The sequence below is a fragment of the Motilimonas eburnea genome, from assembly GCF_021295345.1.
Lineage (GTDB): Bacteria > Pseudomonadota > Gammaproteobacteria > Enterobacterales > CBDFNC01 > Motilimonas > Motilimonas eburnea.
Genome location: NZ_JAIMJB010000013.1, coordinates 123,807 through 140,526 on the forward strand (window position 1 = coordinate 123,807; position 16,720 = coordinate 140,526).

Genomic DNA, 16,720 nt, shown 5'->3' on the forward strand with positions numbered 1-16,720 from the left:
ACGCATGGCGCTGTCATTCGTGTTCGTCACTTGCCTATGGCAACAAGCCAGCGCAGCGTCTTCAACCGAAAGCTCAATCGAGCCCTCAATCGAGACCTCATTTGAGTCAAGTAAGCCAAATATCTCACGCATTATCACTTTATCGCCTCACTCAGCAGAAATGCTATTTGCGATTGGTCAAGGTGATAAGATCGTTGGCACAACACGCTTTACGGATCACCCAGAGCAAGCTAAAAATATCCCTGTGGTGGGGGGATACAATGGCCTGAACATAGAGCAAATTATCGCTCTCAACCCTGACGTTATTATCAGTTGGCGCAGTGGCAACCCGAGTCGCGAGTTGAATCAATTGGAAGATTTGGGCTTTACCCTCATCGACAGTGATGCCAAAACCTTGGCAGAAGTGGCGGACGTTATTCGCATGTTGGGTAAATTAACCGGCGCAACGGCTCAAGCCAACCAAGTCGCAGATACTTACCTCACGCAGTTAAATGCGGCTAAGGCGAAGTACCAAGACGCAGAAAAAGTCACGGTGTTTTATCAGCTTTGGCCTAACCCATTGCGCACCGTTGCGAAAGGCAGCTGGGTGCAACAATACCTTGATGTTTGCGGCGCGCAAAACCCATTTTTTGATAATCCCGCTGAGTATCCTGTTATCAGCATCGAAAGTGTGCTGGCGAGCGCACCGCAGGCTATCATCACCACAGATGAAGTGGGCCAAACGCCCAGTGTTGACTGGCAAAAATGGCCCATGTTACCGGCGGTAAAAAACAAGGCGATCATTAAATTACGTGCTGATTGGGTGCACCGGGCTACGCCACGCTCCGTACTTGGCGTGGAACAATTATGCAATGCGTTACAACAAGTGCGTGAGCAATTGCAGCCATAACGCGGCTAGTCATGTTGTGATGAGCGCTAGGCTAGTTGGCGTCGTGAGGGCGGCTCCAACTGTCGGCATAGCGTTGCAGCGGGTTATCTGGGTGGGTTTGGTAGACGCGATCGATGGCCTTAATCACTTCCTTACCCAGTTCAGTTGGGGCACAACCTATGTGTACGTTGAGCTGGGTACCCGATTCGGTCATGGCCACCGAGCCTAACGTTTGCTGATTAAAATCTTGCTCTGCTTGCTCATATTGGATGATCCAAGGGTATTCGATAATAAAATCGAGGCGCCCAACTAATAAACGGGTAATAAATTGTGAGCCAAGGCGATACTGAGTCGACACCTGCATTTTGTCATGATAACGCTTAAGAATACGGTCTCGGTTTGCACCGTAACTACGCCCATAGGCGACAGCAAAGTTAAGCTGATCAAGGTGCTGCATAATGAGCTCGAGTGAGACAGCTTGGCTTAAGGGCTGTTTGATAATGGACTCAAGCTTGGCCTGATTGCGCTTTAAAAAATACAGGCGATGGGTGTCGAGTACTTGAATGGGTTGGCTAAACACTAATAGCGCTTCTCGCTCTGGGGTTTTTAATAAGCTGCTACAAACCGTTTGCGCGTTTTTGGCCATGGACAACATACGCGCAATACTGCCCAGTCGATTATCGTGTTGCCATTGAGGCAGTTGCGCTTGCAGCCAACGATTGGCTAAATTAGCAAACCCCTTACCTTGATTCTCACCTTGGTAGATATAACCCGGTGCCAGATCGTACTCAAGCCAAGTGATGGCAGGTTTAGCCATGGCAAGAGCGCTGTAGCCCATGACACTTGCAACCAATAAAGAGAGCGCTAAAAGCAGCCTAGCATGCATACCTAAGAAACCTTATGAGCCATAATAGGTTAAGTGTAGACAGTATTTATAGTAATGAGCGAAACAATGGCAAGCTTGATCTTAGTGCGGGGATTACCCGGCAGTGGCAAATCCACCACCGCAACGAAACTGGCGCAAACGCGCGGTGCTATTCATATTGAGGCCGACCAGTTCTTTGTCGATCAAAAAGGGGACTATTGTTTTGATGCCAGCCAGTTGCCAGAGGCACATGCTTGGTGCTTAGCACAAACTAAAAGGGCCTTAGAGCAGGGGCAATCTGTGATTGTGGCCAATACCTTCGTCCAACACTGGGAAATGCAGCCCTATCTGGATTTGGCAAACGCCTTAGGGATCGAGCCAGAAGTGCGGGTTTGTCGCGGCCAATATCAAAATATCCATGGCGTACCTCAAGCGACCATTGCCTTGATGCGCGAAAACTGGCAAGACTGAGTTACCGACATAATTTTGTGATGGGCTAAACGCTATCACCTTGGGCCACTTGTAATCCTGTTGCCTATCTACTTTAGTGGCGATAGCCAATCTTAAAGAGTTAATTCTATGGATAAATATCAAGAGTTTGTTGCCTGCGTCTCGCAATTTATTAACCCCGAGCGAGTGGTCCTAGATGAACTAAGGCGGATTGCCCAGGGGGCGGATGCTAGCTGTTACCGCTTAACCCCCAAGGTCATTTTACTCATAGACACTGAAGACGAACTGATCCGCGTGTTGCAATTAGCAAGGCAACTTGAAATCGCGGTGACCTTTCGCGCAGCCGGCACCAGTTTATCAGGACAAGGTGTCACGGACTCCGTATTACTCAAGCTAACCCCGCGTTGGCGCCATCATCAAATTATCGACCAAGGGCGTCAAATACAGGTTGAGCCGGGCTTGATAGGTGCGCAAGTGAATCAGCTATTAGCGCCATTTAAGCGTAAAATAGGCCCTGATCCTGCCTCGATTAATACCTGTAAAATAGGTGGCATAGCGGCTAATAATGCCAGCGGCATGTGTTGCGGCACCGCGCAAAACTCTTACAGCACGGTCGCTGCCATGCGCTTAGTGTTAGCCGATGGTGCTGTCCTAGATACCAGTGACAGTGACAATGTTGCGCAATTTCGCAACAGTCACAAATACTTACTCAACGAGTTGGCCACCCTCGCGCGCTCAACAAAACAAGATGCTCAGTTACGCAGCCATATTCAGCACAAGTTTCGATTAAAAAACACCACAGGTTATAGCATTAATGCGCTAATTGATTTTGATGATCCCATTGATATCTTGACGCATTTATTGATTGGCTCTGAAGGCACCCTTGGGTTTATTTCCAACATCACCTATCACACCATTGCATTAAGTGACTTTAGTGCCACAGGCTTATTTGTTTTTAACGATCTGGCCACCACTTGCCACTGTGTCAGTGCGTTAAAGTCAACCTCAGTGGCCGCTGTCGAACTCATGGATAGAGCCAGCCTAGCGGCCATTGCCGATAAACCAAATATGCCGAGTTTTTTAACCGAAATAGGGCCAGGGTCTGCGGCGTTACTGGTGGACGTTCAAGCCGAGTCTCAATCGCAGTTGGACAAGCAGTTGGCCGAATTAATGGCATTGATTGCTCAATTTGGCTGTGCACACCAGGTTCCCTTCAGCCAAGATAAAGCCTTATGTGAGCAGCTATGGGCCATTCGTAAGGGGTTATTTCCGGCCGTGGGGGGCGAGCGTGAAACGGGCACCACGGTGATCATTGAAGATATTGCCGTGCCGGTAGCCCAACTGGCGCAAGCCACCCTAAAGTTACAAGGCTTACTAAAACAATTTGATTATCACGAGGCCATCATTTTTGGTCATGCCCTTGATGGTAATTTGCATTTTGTGTTTACCCAGCATTTTGACAGCCCTGAGCAAATACAGCGGTATCAGCAGTTTATGCAAGCCGTGGTGGAGCTCGTGGCGATAGAATACAAGGGCTCACTAAAAGCGGAACATGGCACGGGACGCAATATGGCCCCCTTTGTTGAGCTGGAATGGGGTAAGCAAGCCTACCGATTAATGTGGGAAATAAAAAGCATCTTAGACCCCAACAATATTTTGAATCCGGGTGTGATCTTAAATGACGATCCAAACACGCATTTACAACATTTAAAGGCCATGCCCAAGGCAGAGCAAGTCATCGATAAATGTATCGAGTGCGGTTTTTGTGAGCCCGTTTGTCCAAGTAAAGAGGTGACCTTAACGCCAAGACAGCGCATTGTATTATGGAGAGAAATCCAAGCCAGACGGCAACAAGGACAAAGCGAACAAGATCTCGCGCCGCTGCTGGCCAGTTTTCAATACCAAGGGATAGATACCTGCGCGGCTACCGGCTTGTGTGCCCAGCGTTGCCCCATCGGCATAGACACCGGCGAGTTTATTAAGGGGCTGCGAGCTGAGCAAGTGAGCACGGCCAACACCGTTAACATCAAGTTTAAAAACAAACTAGCCCATTGGAGTGCTAACCATTTTGAAGGCGCCGCCCACTTGGCCAAGCACGGTTTAACCTTGGCGCAATTGGGTCGAGATTTATTGGGTGAGCAAGGCTTTATTCGGATCAGTGAATCCTTGAACCACGCGCTTGATCATCATATGGTGAAATGGAGCAAATTTGCGCCGTTGCGCAATAACGACGAAGTGCCCAGTCTCGATGCGTTAACCACCAACTCAAGCTCTGCCCCTTGTGTGGTGTATTTTCCAAGTTGTAGCAGCCGTGTAATGGGGCCCGATAGGTTAATGGCCGAACAAGGCGAGCAAAGCTTAATGACCACCACCATCAAGTTATTGGAAAAGGCTGGCTATCAGGTCATTATCCCTAATAGCTGTGAGCAGCTTTGCTGTGGCATGGCGTTCAATAGCAAAGGATACGTTGAGCTCGCAAAGCAAAAGGCTAACCAACTGGAGCAAGCCTTGTTTGTTGCCTCAAATCAAGGCCAATATCCTATCTATATCGATTCAAGCTCGTGTGCGTTAACGGCCATCGCTAATAACACCAAGCCATTAAAACTTTACGATCCCATTGAATTTCTTGCTGACTTTGTCGCCCCCAAGTTAAGTATCACCCCATTAAAGCAAAGTGTGATGCTACACATCACCTGCAGTACCCGAAAACAGGGGTTAGCAGACAAGATGCGTCAACTGGTTGAGCGGTGCGCTGAGTCGGTGATTATCCCCGCCGACATTCAATGTTGTGGCTTTGCCGGCGACAAGGGCCTATTTTATCCTGAGTTAAACCAAGCCGCCTTAGCCGATCTAAAATCAGCTGTTCCTGCTGGTTGTGAGTTTGGCGTCAGTAGTAACCGTAGCTGTGAAATCGGGCTCTCTGAGCACAGTGGTATTAGCTACAAGGGCGTGGTGTATTTATTGGATCAAGTTAGCTCAATGTAAGCAGGTCTTAATAATCCGTTGACAAACAGCCATGTAAATAGAAATTAGAAATGGAGTGTGTTAATGATGAAATGTTCTGTTTTCATAGCAACGAGCGCAGATGGATTTATCGCTTCGCCTGAGGGGGATGTGAGTTGGTTACATAGCGCAGGGAATACGCAAGCCGATATGAGTGTGGATCCTGATATGGGGTTTAAGGATTATCTCGCACAGGTTGATTGCATGATTATGGGACGAAAATGTATGGAAATGATTTCTAGCTTTAATCTGTCTGATGAGCAGTGGCCTTATGGGAATTTAAAGATCTACGTTTTAAGCCAAACGGTAGCTAAGGCGCCAGAGAATTTACAAGCTAGAGTCGAAATGTATGCCGGCGATGTAAAAACACTCATCCGAAATCTTGAACAACAGGGTTATCAACATGCATATATAGATGGAGGATCTACGATCACCTCCTTCTTAAACTTACAACTCATCAATGAAATGACCATTACCAAAGCACCTGTTTTGTTGGGTAAAGGCATTGCGCTGTTTGGGGAAACAAACGGGAGCATCAAGCTCTCTAACTCCCAGACGATTGCTTTCCCGAATGACTTTATTCAAGTTAAATATGACGTCTGCTACGAATAAACCGTGCTTAACACGAGCGAGTCTGATTATCGTCTTGTTTGTTTGCGCAAAACCACAAACTGTACAGGCAGATAAAACACATTAAACTAACTAGAGTTAGCTCAATGGTGCCAGCTACGATAATACTGTATACAAAGATCACACTGTATTTACTTAGCCACCAACTGACAATATCGAGCCATAAAGCGCTCCAAGCTAGCGCAATTAGGCTGTATTTCACCTTAGCATGAAGCTTTAACTGAGCGACTAACAGCGTTAATGGCAGAATAACCAAGGCAATACCGAATAAATGAATATGCGCTGATTTGGCTAATCTATGCCAAGAATAACCAGCAGTAGTAAACGCTGTAACATCGGCATAATTGCTCAAGGGCAACTTAGGCGCAGCCCCCGTTTTGGTGGAATTGGGACTATGACAGCTTTGGCAATCGTATTCGAGAATGGGCATCACCTGCTGGCTAAATACGTCATTATCGGCAGCTCCCGCGTTAATCCAATTCTCAATGATGACAATATCATCGTCATCGGCGACATAGGGGTACATAGAGCCTTTTAAGGAAGCAACAAGTTGAGATTGATGATAATGGGCGATCAGGTGTTCAAGTTTAGGGATAGGTAAGCCGGCCGAAGGCCCTGAAAATTGTAAGCAAATTAAAGCTGCTGCGGCAAATGTCGCAAGTAATACGCTAACCAAGTAGCCACTAATTGCAAGTTTGGTGGCGCAATTGCTTAAGTTCATTTTGGCCTCCGGTTTTTATCTAACGAATCATCAGGCATCCTTGCCATGACTTATTTTGCAAACTTGAGTACAAGTACCCCCTCGTGATAGATGTGATTAATTTGGGCATTATCAAAAATGGCGATACCAAAGTGATAAGGCTGGGTGAGATCGGAAAATTGAACATCTTGGGTTGCGGCATTACTGCCATCCGTTTTGAGTAGACGTTTAAACTCTAAGTGCCATTTACCATCTTGCCAAACACCTACTGCGCTGATATCGCCACGGGATCCGGTAAAGGCCTCTACGATAATGCCGGGCACCGCATCATCTACCTTAAAGTTATCGGTGAAAGGAATTAACTCGGTAATGGCATAATGAGTTTGTTGATCGAACATAGCATTACCATAGGCAGGGCCTGTTTTGTCTACGTTGATATTATCTTTGTAACCACCACTTAGTTTGTCATCGCCTTTACGGCCCCAGTTTCTGTTACTGGCAGGGTCTTTGGTTGAATCAACGAATTGATCGTCAAATTGCTTGGTTGGCCCAGTGCGGACGGATTTCCAGTGCCACATATCGATGGTTTGGCCTTCGCTACGGGTGTATTTGCGTCCAGCAGATGTTTGTTTAATGCCGTTGATCATACCTGCTTCGTCAGCCATGTGGCAGGCAATATCACAGCCTTTTTTACTAAAGCCTCGAGCATTGATATCCCAAAATATCGCAGCCTTGTCTTCGTAGTAGGTGTTCTCATGATCGGTCTGATCTTTATTTTTTAGTTGCTTCCAACTGTCATCGGCTTGTTTTATCCATGGGTAACGATATAGGCTATGGGTTGGGTCTTGCCACTCCATATAGAAATAGACAAATTGATCATCATAAAGCGATCGAATGCTGACTTGTGTTTGCGTTATCCCAGGGTAAGGATTAGCGATATAGGGCATTTTATCGACGGTGATTAATAAAGGTTTTGCTTGTTGCCACTGTGACTCAGCTATGCCATCGACAACGATGGCTTGATTGGTTGAATAGCTAGTGAGTTCATTTTCAGAGGTTGCAACGGCGTTTAAACTCACCAAGCTTGCGCCAATCACTATAAGGGTGAGCGTTGGCTTAATTTGAATGTTCATCTTGGCACCTTAATAACAGTGTGTACTCAATATAAGGGTAGTGGTTATTGGCAAGACAGGGCTGTTTAAACCAAGGTATCTTGATTTAAGGCAGTACTTTTAAGGTCAAATTTTCGTACTTAAATCAAGCTTTTTTGCATGCTTTGTTTAATTGTTTTTAGATCAATAGGCTAGTTGGGCCAAAACTAAGAAGTTAAAGATAGAGGAAATACCGTGGTTAAACACAAAGTTTCACCCCAAGTGGTTGAAGAAGCCATGCAAGTGGCCAAAGCAACTCAACGACCGGGGCAGACCAAAGAGCAAACCAAATTAATTGCCCAAGGCATTCAAAAAGGTATCGAAGAATATAAAAAACGCCATAAAGAAAAAGCCCGTGAATTGGATAAGCAAAAACGCAAGCTAGCACAGCAGCAAAGTCATGATGCCAAAGTTCAGCCCCAGTCGCTAGCAAGCCCATCAGAGTCAGAGCCTGACAGCAGGCCAGGTCAGGGGGCAAGTCGGTTACCTTGGTTGCTCCTTGCGTTAAGTTGGCTAGGCTTCATTGGCTATTTTCTGTTATTACACCCATAGGCACCGTATGAGTATCAAATTACAAAACTTAGTTACCGAGACGCGAAACCCAGCCAGTGAGGCCATTGATACCTTGTCGACCATCGACATGTTAAAGGTGATCAATACCGAAGATAAAAAAGTGCCAGCAGCGGTAGCCAAGGCCTTACCTGACATAGCTCAAGCCGTTGATGTGATAGCCAAGGCATTACAAACAGGTGCGCGACTCATTTATGTTGGCGCGGGCACCTCAGGGCGCTTAGGTATATTGGATGCCAGCGAATGCCCGCCCACCTTTGGCAGCGACCCCAATCAGGTGGTGGGGCTGATTGCCGGTGGTCATCGCGCCATTTTAGCCGCAGTAGAAAACGCCGAAGACAACCTCGAACAAGTCCAGCAGGATTTAGCGGCCATTAACTTTAATCAGCAAGATGTATTAGTGGGCATCGCGGCCAGTGGTCGCACCCCTTATGTACTTGGCGCCATGGCCTATGCTAATCGCTTAGGTGCAACCACCATCAGCGTGGCGTGTAATCCGGATTGCGAAATGGCGCAACTTGCTAACATTGCCATATGCGCCGTGGTGGGGCCAGAAGTCGTGACCGGCTCATCGCGAATGAAAGCGGGCACAGCGCAGAAATTGATTCTAAATATGCTGACCACGGGCGCCATGATCCGCATTGGCAAGGTGTATGGCAACTTAATGGTAGACGTGGAAGCCACCAACGCTAAGCTGGTGGAGCGGCAAAAAAACATTGTGATGGCGGCCACAGAGTGCAGCCGTGATATTGCTGAACAAGCTTTGCAGGCCGCTGATGGCCACTGTAAAACGGCGATAGTGATGATCTTAGCTCAATTAGATGCTGAGCAAGCAAAGGCGCTACTTTCCTCGCATCAAGGCTTTATTCGTCCGTGTATCGTCTAGGCCTATTTTAGTAATTCATGATCGGCCGGTAACATCCGGCTGATCCAGATGATCAATTTATGTTTTAGCTGCTGGCCGTCTTCTTTGTCGGCAGGGATAGGGGTGATTTGTTTGTCTTGCACCAGCAAGCGATAAACCACTTCCACTTTGTCTTTTTGTGAAATATGGCTATCAAGCTTGCCGTAGCCACGTTGCTCGGCGTACTTTAATCCTATCTCTAACGCCTTTTTTAATAGTTGCGCCTCATTTTTTACTTTTTTCATATTCAGGTCCTGCTCTTATTGGGCACGGGTGATAAAGTCACTATAACTAAACCTTGTGTTTAGCCAAGCATTTTTTTATGCAATTGAAGATCTTAACCTAGAGCCTGATGTAACTATGAAATTAATCTACACCCATGAAAGTCTGTTGATGGTTAATCATGTTAAAAACTTAATGGCACAGGCAGGCATTGATACGGTGATTAAAAATGAGTTCAGCCAAGGCGCCTTGGGTGACATTGCCGTGTTTGATTGTTGGCCCCAGTTATGGCTTACCCAAGAGGGCAAGTGGCAACAAGCCCAAGGGGTGATCGCGGCCCTGAGTCAAATAGCGGCCCAACCTGACTGGATTTGTGGCCACTGTGGAGAAACGAATGACGCCAGTTTTGAACTGTGCTGGCAGTGCGGTCAATTGTTGTCTGAACAGTGAAAAAAACTGGCGTCAATCACGCTGTTTAGCTAGTCTGTAATTACTTTTAACCCTTTGAATTAAGGTCAGTATGAAAAAAGTATTATTAGCTATTCCATTATTGTTAATGAGTATATTGGTGTTTCCCTTGGCTAATGCAGCCTCGGTGCAAGAGCAACGTGATGAGATAAATACCATGGCAAAAGAAGCCATCAGTAACTTATACCAAGCCCATCCAAGCGCCAAAAAAGCCATCAATAAATCTTATGGCTATGCGGTGTTTTCTAACACGGGTATTAACCTATTACTGCTTTCGACAGCGCGTGGGGGTGGTGTCGCCGTTGAGCGAGCCTCTGGCAAACGTACCTACATGGACATGTTCTCTGCCGGTGCTGGATTAGGGTTAGGCGCGAAAAACTACAACGGCATCTTCATTTTCAAAACCAAATCTGCGTTTAACAATTTTGTTGAAAATGGCTGGGACTTTTCTGGTCAAGCTGATGCTTCGGCGAAAAAGGGCGAAGAAGGCGGTGCCATTGATGAAGCTTTGAGCATTAACCCCGATGTGCTTTATTACCAGCTAACCCAAAAAGGTTTGGCATTACAGGCAACCTTGCAAGGCACTAAGTACTATAAAAATGACGATTTAAATTAATCGCTATTGATAGGAAAAAGCCGCGTATGCTTTGGCAACGCGGTTTTTTTTATGGCTAGAATTGCGCTTCATCGGCACCGATATCGGGCGCTTTTGCATCTCGCGTTTGGCCATCTATATCGGTTGTCACCCCTTCTAACGGTGTGCCTTTACCTAGCACAGAGTCGATGGCTTTAGTTAAATGCAAATCACCCGCCACTGCATTCACAAACCAGTCATTTTGTGCATTGGTCTCGTTAAACTCTACCGTGGCTTGACCGCCATTGCGTTGACGAATTAAGCCATTGGTTAAGTTGTTAGCAATATGATTATTCACCGAATCGCTAAAGCGATATTCAATGGCGTTGGCATAGTTACTGTCGAGCCAAACCGTGTTGTTATACACCTGCGTATTGCTGGCATGGGATAAATAAATGCCCACGTCCTTGTTGGTCACAATAAAGTTGTTACGAATAATACCGTCATAGTGGCCGCTGGTGCCTAGGCCGAGCATAATGCCGCGGTCGCAATTGATGATCACGTTGTTTTCAATCAAGGTGCCCTTGGAGTTTGACCAAAAGTGAATGGCACCTTCGGTCAATGCGGTATTTTCACCCGGTTTAGGGTTGTTATTGTGAATGTCTTTAAAGGTGTTGTTACGCACCACCCAGTTGTGGGCGCGGTGGGCATCAATGCCGCCGGTGTACCACCACAAGGCCTCGCCTGTGGTGAATTCAAATAGGTTATGCTCAATTAAACCAAAATCCGAAGCGACATCTGGATTACTGGAATCCGTTGACACCTTGATCATCTGCTCTTGGGAATCAATGATACGACTATGGCGTAAGGTAAAGTAGTCGGCATTACGCTCACCTTGAATTTGCACCACATGGTTGCGGATAAAGCCACTTTCACGCAGCGGCGCACCGCCTATGGTGACATATTCAATTTTAAAATGACTGTCGCGCACTAAAAACATATTGTTGTATTGCGGGCCTGCAATGTGCACCTTACTGCGATCCCCCGATTTACCCCGAAGGGTTATATTAGGCGTATTGACCACAAAGGTGCTATTTAGCAGATAATCGCCATCGGCCAGTAACAATAGAGTATGGCCGCCTTGTTGGTTGGCCTGTGTAAAGGCTTGATGCAATTGTTCATTGCTGCTGATATCAACCACGGTTTGGCTATCTTCAACAAATTCGGCAACCAAGTCTAAGCCTTGACTCACCACAAGCTCACTGGTTTGCAGCTCACCTGAGCTATACCCATTGAATATAAAACCTTCTCGGGCTCTCGCTTCGATGGTGATGGTTTCGCCAATCTGATATTCGCTTTTCGCTGGGGTGATGATCACATCGCCGCCGTTGTCTGGGATCGGCTTGATCTGGATCTTCACCGCATCGGGCTCAGGCGTGGGCGCGAGACTCGGCTCTGTGGAAGGCTCCAAGGATGGCTCCAAGGATGGCGCGACAGACGGCATCACTGTGGGTGTTACCGACGGTTCGATAGAAGGGGCAGGGGTCGGTGTTTCACCTTCACTTGGGCTAGTTGACGAGCCACTCCCGCCACAAGCGGTGAGCGTTGATGTCAGGCCAATTAAAGCCAAAGAAAGTAAAGAAAGGCGCATACAAAATTCCACACTAACGAAAGATGCAGTGAAGATAACCTGTAATTAATTAATGAGCAACAAGTTGCATATTGTTGAGGTGAATATTGCGACTGGGATTAAAAAAAAGCCCTGTTGGATAAACAGGGCTAGAGGCGTTTAGCGGCCTTGTCGTGACGGCTTTTTACTCGGTGGCGCCGATTTTTTTGGTCGGCTATTTGGCTTAGCCCCCGATTTTGCTACCGGCTTACTCGTAGGTTTACCGGTAGGCTTGCCATTAGCTTTACCCGTCGGTTTACCTTGATAACTCGATTTGATGGTCGCGCCCGCCGGCTTTTTGCGCCCCTTGTTTTGGCCATCTTTACGAATATCAGGTTGATTAGGGTGCTTAGTGGCAAAGCGATTACTGCCGTGACGGCCAGATTGGCGGCGGTGGCCACGCACATTGATGTGCTCGGCTTCGGCGGATGGGATCAAACATCCCGGCTTTTCACCAATTAAGTGTGCTTTACCCATCTCGGTTAAGGCTTCGCGCAGCAGCGGCCAGTTTAGTGGATCGTGATAGCGCAACAAGGCCTTATGCAGACGTCGCTGGCGCTCGCCCTTGGCTACCGTTAATGGCTTACGCTTTTTGTATTTAACGCGAGAAAGTGGGCTGGTTTCTGCGTGATACATGGCCGTGGCATTACACATGGGCGATGGGTAGAAGTTTTGTACCTGATCGCACTCAAACTCGTTTTGCTTAAGCCACAGCGCTAAGTTAAGCATGTCTTCGTCGGTACAGCCCGGATGCGCGGCAATAAAGTAGGGGATCAAATACTGCTTCTTACCTGCTTCACGGCTGTACTTTTCAAACATTTCCTTGAACTTGTCATAGGCGCCCATACCCGGTTTCATCATCAGATCTAGGGTGCCTTTTTCGGTGTGCTGAGGGGCAATTTTCAAATAGCCACCAACGTGATGGGTCACCAACTCTTTAACGTATTCCGGCGACTCAATGGCCAGATCGTAGCGCACGCCCGAGGCTATCATCACGTTCTTCACGCCTTTCACTTTGCGCGCTTCGCGGTATAGCTCTATGGTGTGCTGATGATCCGTATTGAGCTTTTCACAAATTTTTGGAAACACACAAGACGGACGGCGACAATTCACCTCGGCCTTAGGATCGGAGCATCCCAAGCGATACATGTTTGCCGTTGGCCCGCCTAAGTCGGAAATGGTGCCGGTAAAGCCCGGCACTTTTTCGCGAATGTCTTCCATTTCTTTAATGATCGACTCTTGCGAGCGGTTTTGGATCACGCGGCCTTCGTGCTCTGTGATACTGCAAAATGAACAGCCACCAAAACAGCCACGCATGATATTGACCGAGGTTTTGATCATGTCATAGGCAGGGATTTTCGCCTTGCCGTAACTGGGATGCGGTACACGGGCATAGGGAAAGCCAAATACCCGATCCATTTCCTCTGTGGTCAATGGAATCGGCGCTTGGTTCACCCAAAGCTCACGCTCGGCGTGTTGTTGCACTAGTGCGCGACCCGACCAAGGGTTGGTTTCAAGGTGCATAACTCGGCTTGCATGGGCATATAAAATGCGATCGTTTTTTAGTTTTTCAAACGATGGCAAACGCACCACGGTATGTTTGGCATCGTGACGCGAGGTTTGCACGCGAATGGGTTTGGGCTTTTCTTCGGCGGCACTGGCATCGCTGGCGCACTCTGGCTCAACCTGATAGGGGTTGGCCATTACCATGGCTTTGCCCGGGGTGTCGATGCGTGATGAATCCACTACCTTATATTCGCTTGGCACTTCTTTTAGCATCACGGCGGTGCCGCGAATGCGGGTCATGTCAGTAATGGGCTCGCCTTTACCTAAACGATGGGCAACCTCAACCAAGGCGCGCTCGGCGTTACCGAACAATAAAATGCTGCCCTTGGCATCGGGCAAAACGCTGCGGCGCACCTTATCCGACCAATAATCATAATGGGCAAGGCGGCGCAAGCTGGCTTCAATGCCACCCAACACGATAGGAATTTCTTTATAAGCTTCGCGGCAGCGCTGAGAATAGATAAGCACGGCGCGGTCGGGGCGTTTGCCGCCTTCGTTATTCGGGGTGTAAGCATCATCACTGCGTAATTTGCGATCCGCGGTATAGCGGTTGATCATCGAGTCCATGTTGCCCGCGGTGATGCCAAAAAACAGATTAGGGCGACCAAGGGTCATAAAGGCGTCTTTGCTGCTCCAATCGGGCTGGGCAATAATGCCAACGCGAAAGCCTTGTGACTCTAGCATACGGCCAATCACGGCCATACCAAAAGAAGGGTGGTCGACATACGCATCACCGGTCACCAAAATCACATCACAACTGTCCCAACCTAGCTGCTTCATTTCCCGTTTTGACATGGGCAAAAACGGCGCAGGCTTAAGATCGGGGCGATATTTGGGGTAATCAAACAGGCCGATTTCGGCACCCATTTGAATTGACGTTGTTTTTTGAATTTGGGCTGGCATAACTTGGTCCACAACTTTTGGGGCGCAAATTATACCCTAATTTGTTGTGTTAACACTATGCTAAAAAACCCCTCACTCATGCTTTGATCATTCTTTTACCTAAGCCCATGAGTGTTCAATATTTAATCGCTTGGTCTAACGGTTACTTTTTAATAATCACTTGCTGCGCTTTATAGCTAATTTTCTTTTCTGCCTCGTTATTAAAGGGTAACAATTGGCCAACACTTTTTAGGCTGCTGCTATCGCCAGCGATCAAAATGGGGGTAGCGTTGGTGATTTGCTTGGTTTTGCTTGATAGATGCAGGGGCTGCTCGGCAAAACGTAAATGGATCACCGGCGTGGGCGCCAAGCGGCGGCGAAACGACACGCTTTTGTTGCGATCTTTGGCGATATTGGCCGCGAGCACCTTCACCTTGGCTTGCTCTTCAATGGCGGCATCGGCTGGCAAAATTTGCGCAGCTTGGTGTAGCGCTTTGTCGGTATTGGCGCGCACATTGCTGGTTTTAGTCGCCCAGCTAAAGCGAATGCTGGTTAAGGGCTCGATGCAATAATGCACCTTGCGGGTAATTTGCAAGGTAATGGCATGGGGACGCAAGGTGTGCACCTGATTAAACCGTACGTGGCGACTGCTCAATGAGCTTAAATAGTCTTTTATCGCCTGCTTGGTTTGATTCACCCGTTCGCAATGCTCGGCCAATACCTGAGGCGGGCAATCCAGCCAGATAAACCCCGCTGCCTTGCGCGTCACTTTTAAATTGGTATTAGGATCGCCGCTGTATTGCTTAATGCGCGACCAGCCCAGTTTACGGCCAGCCTCACCACCGCAATAGCTGATCGGCACTTGGTTCGGAATGGTGTTTTGCGCCTTGTCATAAACGGGCAATTCATAAATATCCACCCGCCGGCTAGGGCCGTTAAGCACTAACTGCTCAAGCTGGGCAAGTTGTTGATCTAAAGTGTCGAGTAAATCGGCAAGCTGCATCGTATTTTAACGTATTAATGAAATATTGCATGTTAGCATTTATCAAGGCCAGCAGCACTGCTGCTCCTTGAACAACAATCGCTTGGTGGGCCTAAAGTGGGCTTAAGGCAATCAAACTCTTTTCAGCAATTAATAACACCTCTTAATTGCTAGGTCACGGCTAACGATACTCAAAAGTACAAGGTTCAAGATACTTAAGATCGTTAGGCATTATCTTTGAAGTCAGGATTATGTGTCCAGAGGATGTCTCCCTCTCTTGAAAGCTTCCCCAATGACTGATGATTAAAATGCAAACTAACCTCTCCTGGATTAAGCCCAGTATAGTCCTCAATTACAAATCGCCTTACATGGGAGACATATAAACGCTCTCTGGCAAGCTCAGCGCCAATAGCTAGGTTCATAAACCTACCAGAAGCGCCAGGGATAGCACGCTCCACTGCACATGATGGATAAGCAATGACATTTTTATCTGTGTAATTGTTGTTCGGTATATTCTGATGGAGAAACAATACGTCATTTGCTATGGCTGCTGTTGACAGGTAGCGGTGCTGACGCCCTTGCTCTGGGTTAATTAAAAACTCACTTATCAAAAAATCGCTGTACCAGTCTCTTTTACTAGGAAGATCGCTGGGACGTTTGATATCCGGGAATAATGCACTGGAAATTGGGATAGTCAGTTTCATTCCCCTTTTGAGCTTATAGTAGATGGCTACAATTGTTTCGCCTGGTTGGATGGCCAGCTCTTCTAACAGTTGTAATAGCGAGCCTGCATTGTCTGTACTGAACGTTGTGTAGAGGAAAGCCTGACCTGGATAGTTCACGCGTCCAGCAGTTTGGATCAGTTCTGGTGGAAGCGTCCATAACTCATGATCCAGGGCAAGATCGCGAACATTTTTTAAACAATTATTAGGTTTTATTTGACCCCCAAGTACGATCGTGATCTTATACTCATTTTGCGCGAGTATGACATGTATCTTGAAGCCTTTACCTCTCACTTTAGCTCTATAGCTGATCAAAGACAGTCTGCTAAGGTTACTTATCCTCTACATGATGTGTTGTTTGTAACCCTATGTGGAGTAATCGCTGGTGCCGAAGGATGGTCTGAAATCCACGACTATGCTGAAGGCCACCACGATTGGTTTAAAGAGCATGGCTTTCTCGTTGATGGAGTGCCGGTAGACGACACTATCGCCCG

Annotated in this window: 17 protein-coding genes; 9 read left to right on the top strand and 8 right to left on the bottom strand. The window is 47.4% G+C overall.

From position 1 onward, the window contains the following. Positions 1-4: 4 nt before the first annotated feature. Complete coding sequence (locus K6Y21_RS14025) at positions 5-889, top strand: cobalamin-binding protein (protein WP_233072468.1); 885 nt, start codon at positions 5-7, stop codon at positions 887-889. Positions 890-920: 31 nt separating this feature from the next. Here the strand turns inward: K6Y21_RS14025 and K6Y21_RS14030 are convergent, their stop codons facing one another. Next, entirely contained in the window at positions 921-1,754 is an 834-nt protein-coding gene (locus tag K6Y21_RS14030; protein WP_233072469.1) for a TIGR02285 family protein, read from the bottom strand. Positions 1,755-1,820: 66 nt separating this feature from the next. On the opposite strand from K6Y21_RS14030, the gene K6Y21_RS14035 reads away from it, so the two are divergent. The 3 genes from K6Y21_RS14035 (at position 1,821) to K6Y21_RS14045 (ending at position 5,798) form a co-directional block, all read left to right on the top strand. Next, on the top strand, positions 1,821-2,204 hold the full coding sequence (locus K6Y21_RS14035) for an ATP-binding protein (protein ID WP_233072470.1): 384 nt from the start codon (positions 1,821-1,823) through the stop codon (positions 2,202-2,204). Positions 2,205-2,312: 108 nt separating this feature from the next. Further along, complete coding sequence (locus K6Y21_RS14040; protein WP_233072471.1) at positions 2,313-5,168, top strand: FAD-binding and (Fe-S)-binding domain-containing protein; 2,856 nt, start codon at positions 2,313-2,315, stop codon at positions 5,166-5,168. A gap of 63 nt (positions 5,169-5,231) precedes the next feature. After that, positions 5,232-5,798 (top strand): dihydrofolate reductase family protein, encoded by a 567-nt coding sequence (locus K6Y21_RS14045; RefSeq protein ID WP_233072472.1) that lies wholly within the window; start codon positions 5,232-5,234, stop codon positions 5,796-5,798. A 7-nt stretch (positions 5,799-5,805) separates the two neighbouring features. Here K6Y21_RS14045 and K6Y21_RS14050 read toward each other — a convergent pair whose 3' ends face one another. Both K6Y21_RS14050 and K6Y21_RS14055 read right to left on the bottom strand, forming a co-directional pair. After that, a complete protein-coding gene (locus K6Y21_RS14050) occupies positions 5,806-6,537 on the bottom strand; it encodes an Aq_1264-related membrane protein (protein WP_233072473.1) in 732 nt (243 codons plus the stop codon). Between the two features lie 50 nt (positions 6,538-6,587). Next, the gene (locus K6Y21_RS14055; RefSeq protein ID WP_233072474.1) at positions 6,588-7,649 is read right to left on the bottom strand and encodes an ethylbenzene dehydrogenase-related protein; all 1,062 of its coding nucleotides are present in this window, start codon (positions 7,647-7,649) and stop codon (positions 6,588-6,590) included. A 255-nt stretch (positions 7,650-7,904) separates the two neighbouring features. Between K6Y21_RS14055 and K6Y21_RS14060 the strand changes: the two genes are divergently transcribed. Both K6Y21_RS14060 and murQ read left to right on the top strand, forming a co-directional pair. Continuing rightward, on the top strand, positions 7,905-8,219 hold the full coding sequence (locus K6Y21_RS14060; RefSeq protein WP_238486417.1) for a DUF2956 domain-containing protein: 315 nt from the start codon (positions 7,905-7,907) through the stop codon (positions 8,217-8,219). A gap of 7 nt (positions 8,220-8,226) precedes the next feature. Then, positions 8,227-9,123: an N-acetylmuramic acid 6-phosphate etherase gene (gene murQ, locus K6Y21_RS14065; RefSeq protein WP_233072476.1), complete on the top strand. Its 897-nt coding sequence runs from the start codon at positions 8,227-8,229 to the stop codon at positions 9,121-9,123. A 2-nt stretch (positions 9,124-9,125) separates the two neighbouring features. Here the strand turns inward: murQ and K6Y21_RS14070 are convergent, their stop codons facing one another. Further along, positions 9,126-9,386: a DUF5062 family protein gene (locus tag K6Y21_RS14070; protein WP_233072477.1), complete on the bottom strand. Its 261-nt coding sequence runs from the start codon at positions 9,384-9,386 to the stop codon at positions 9,126-9,128. Between the two features lie 115 nt (positions 9,387-9,501). On the opposite strand from K6Y21_RS14070, the gene K6Y21_RS14075 reads away from it, so the two are divergent. Together K6Y21_RS14075 and K6Y21_RS14080 are read left to right on the top strand one after the other, a co-directional pair. After that, complete coding sequence (locus tag K6Y21_RS14075; protein ID WP_233072478.1) at positions 9,502-9,813, top strand: putative signal transducing protein; 312 nt, start codon at positions 9,502-9,504, stop codon at positions 9,811-9,813. 70 nt (positions 9,814-9,883) lie between these two features. Continuing rightward, positions 9,884-10,447: a lipid-binding SYLF domain-containing protein gene (locus tag K6Y21_RS14080; RefSeq protein ID WP_233072479.1), complete on the top strand. Its 564-nt coding sequence runs from the start codon at positions 9,884-9,886 to the stop codon at positions 10,445-10,447. A gap of 55 nt (positions 10,448-10,502) precedes the next feature. Here the strand turns inward: K6Y21_RS14080 and K6Y21_RS14085 are convergent, their stop codons facing one another. From K6Y21_RS14085 to K6Y21_RS14100, 4 genes are all read right to left on the bottom strand, one after another. Further along, entirely contained in the window at positions 10,503-12,056 is a 1,554-nt protein-coding gene (locus tag K6Y21_RS14085) for a right-handed parallel beta-helix repeat-containing protein (protein WP_233072480.1), read from the bottom strand. 138 nt (positions 12,057-12,194) lie between these two features. After that, positions 12,195-14,507 carry a YgiQ family radical SAM protein gene (locus K6Y21_RS14090; RefSeq protein ID WP_233072485.1) on the bottom strand — a complete coding sequence of 771 codons (2,313 nt, stop codon included), beginning with the start codon at positions 14,505-14,507 and terminating at the stop codon, positions 12,195-12,197. Between the two features lie 178 nt (positions 14,508-14,685). After that, entirely contained in the window at positions 14,686-15,525 is an 840-nt protein-coding gene (locus tag K6Y21_RS14095; RefSeq protein ID WP_233072481.1) for a DNA replication terminus site-binding protein, read from the bottom strand. 203 nt (positions 15,526-15,728) lie between these two features. After that, positions 15,729-16,520: a hypothetical protein gene (locus tag K6Y21_RS14100; protein ID WP_233072482.1), complete on the bottom strand. Its 792-nt coding sequence runs from the start codon at positions 16,518-16,520 to the stop codon at positions 15,729-15,731. Here K6Y21_RS14100 and K6Y21_RS14105 point away from each other — a divergent pair. Continuing rightward, positions 16,494-16,720 (top strand): transposase family protein (locus tag K6Y21_RS14105; RefSeq protein WP_233072483.1); only part of this gene is annotated, 227 nt, incomplete at its 3' end. The two genes, K6Y21_RS14100 and K6Y21_RS14105, sit on opposite strands and share 27 nt — an antisense overlap.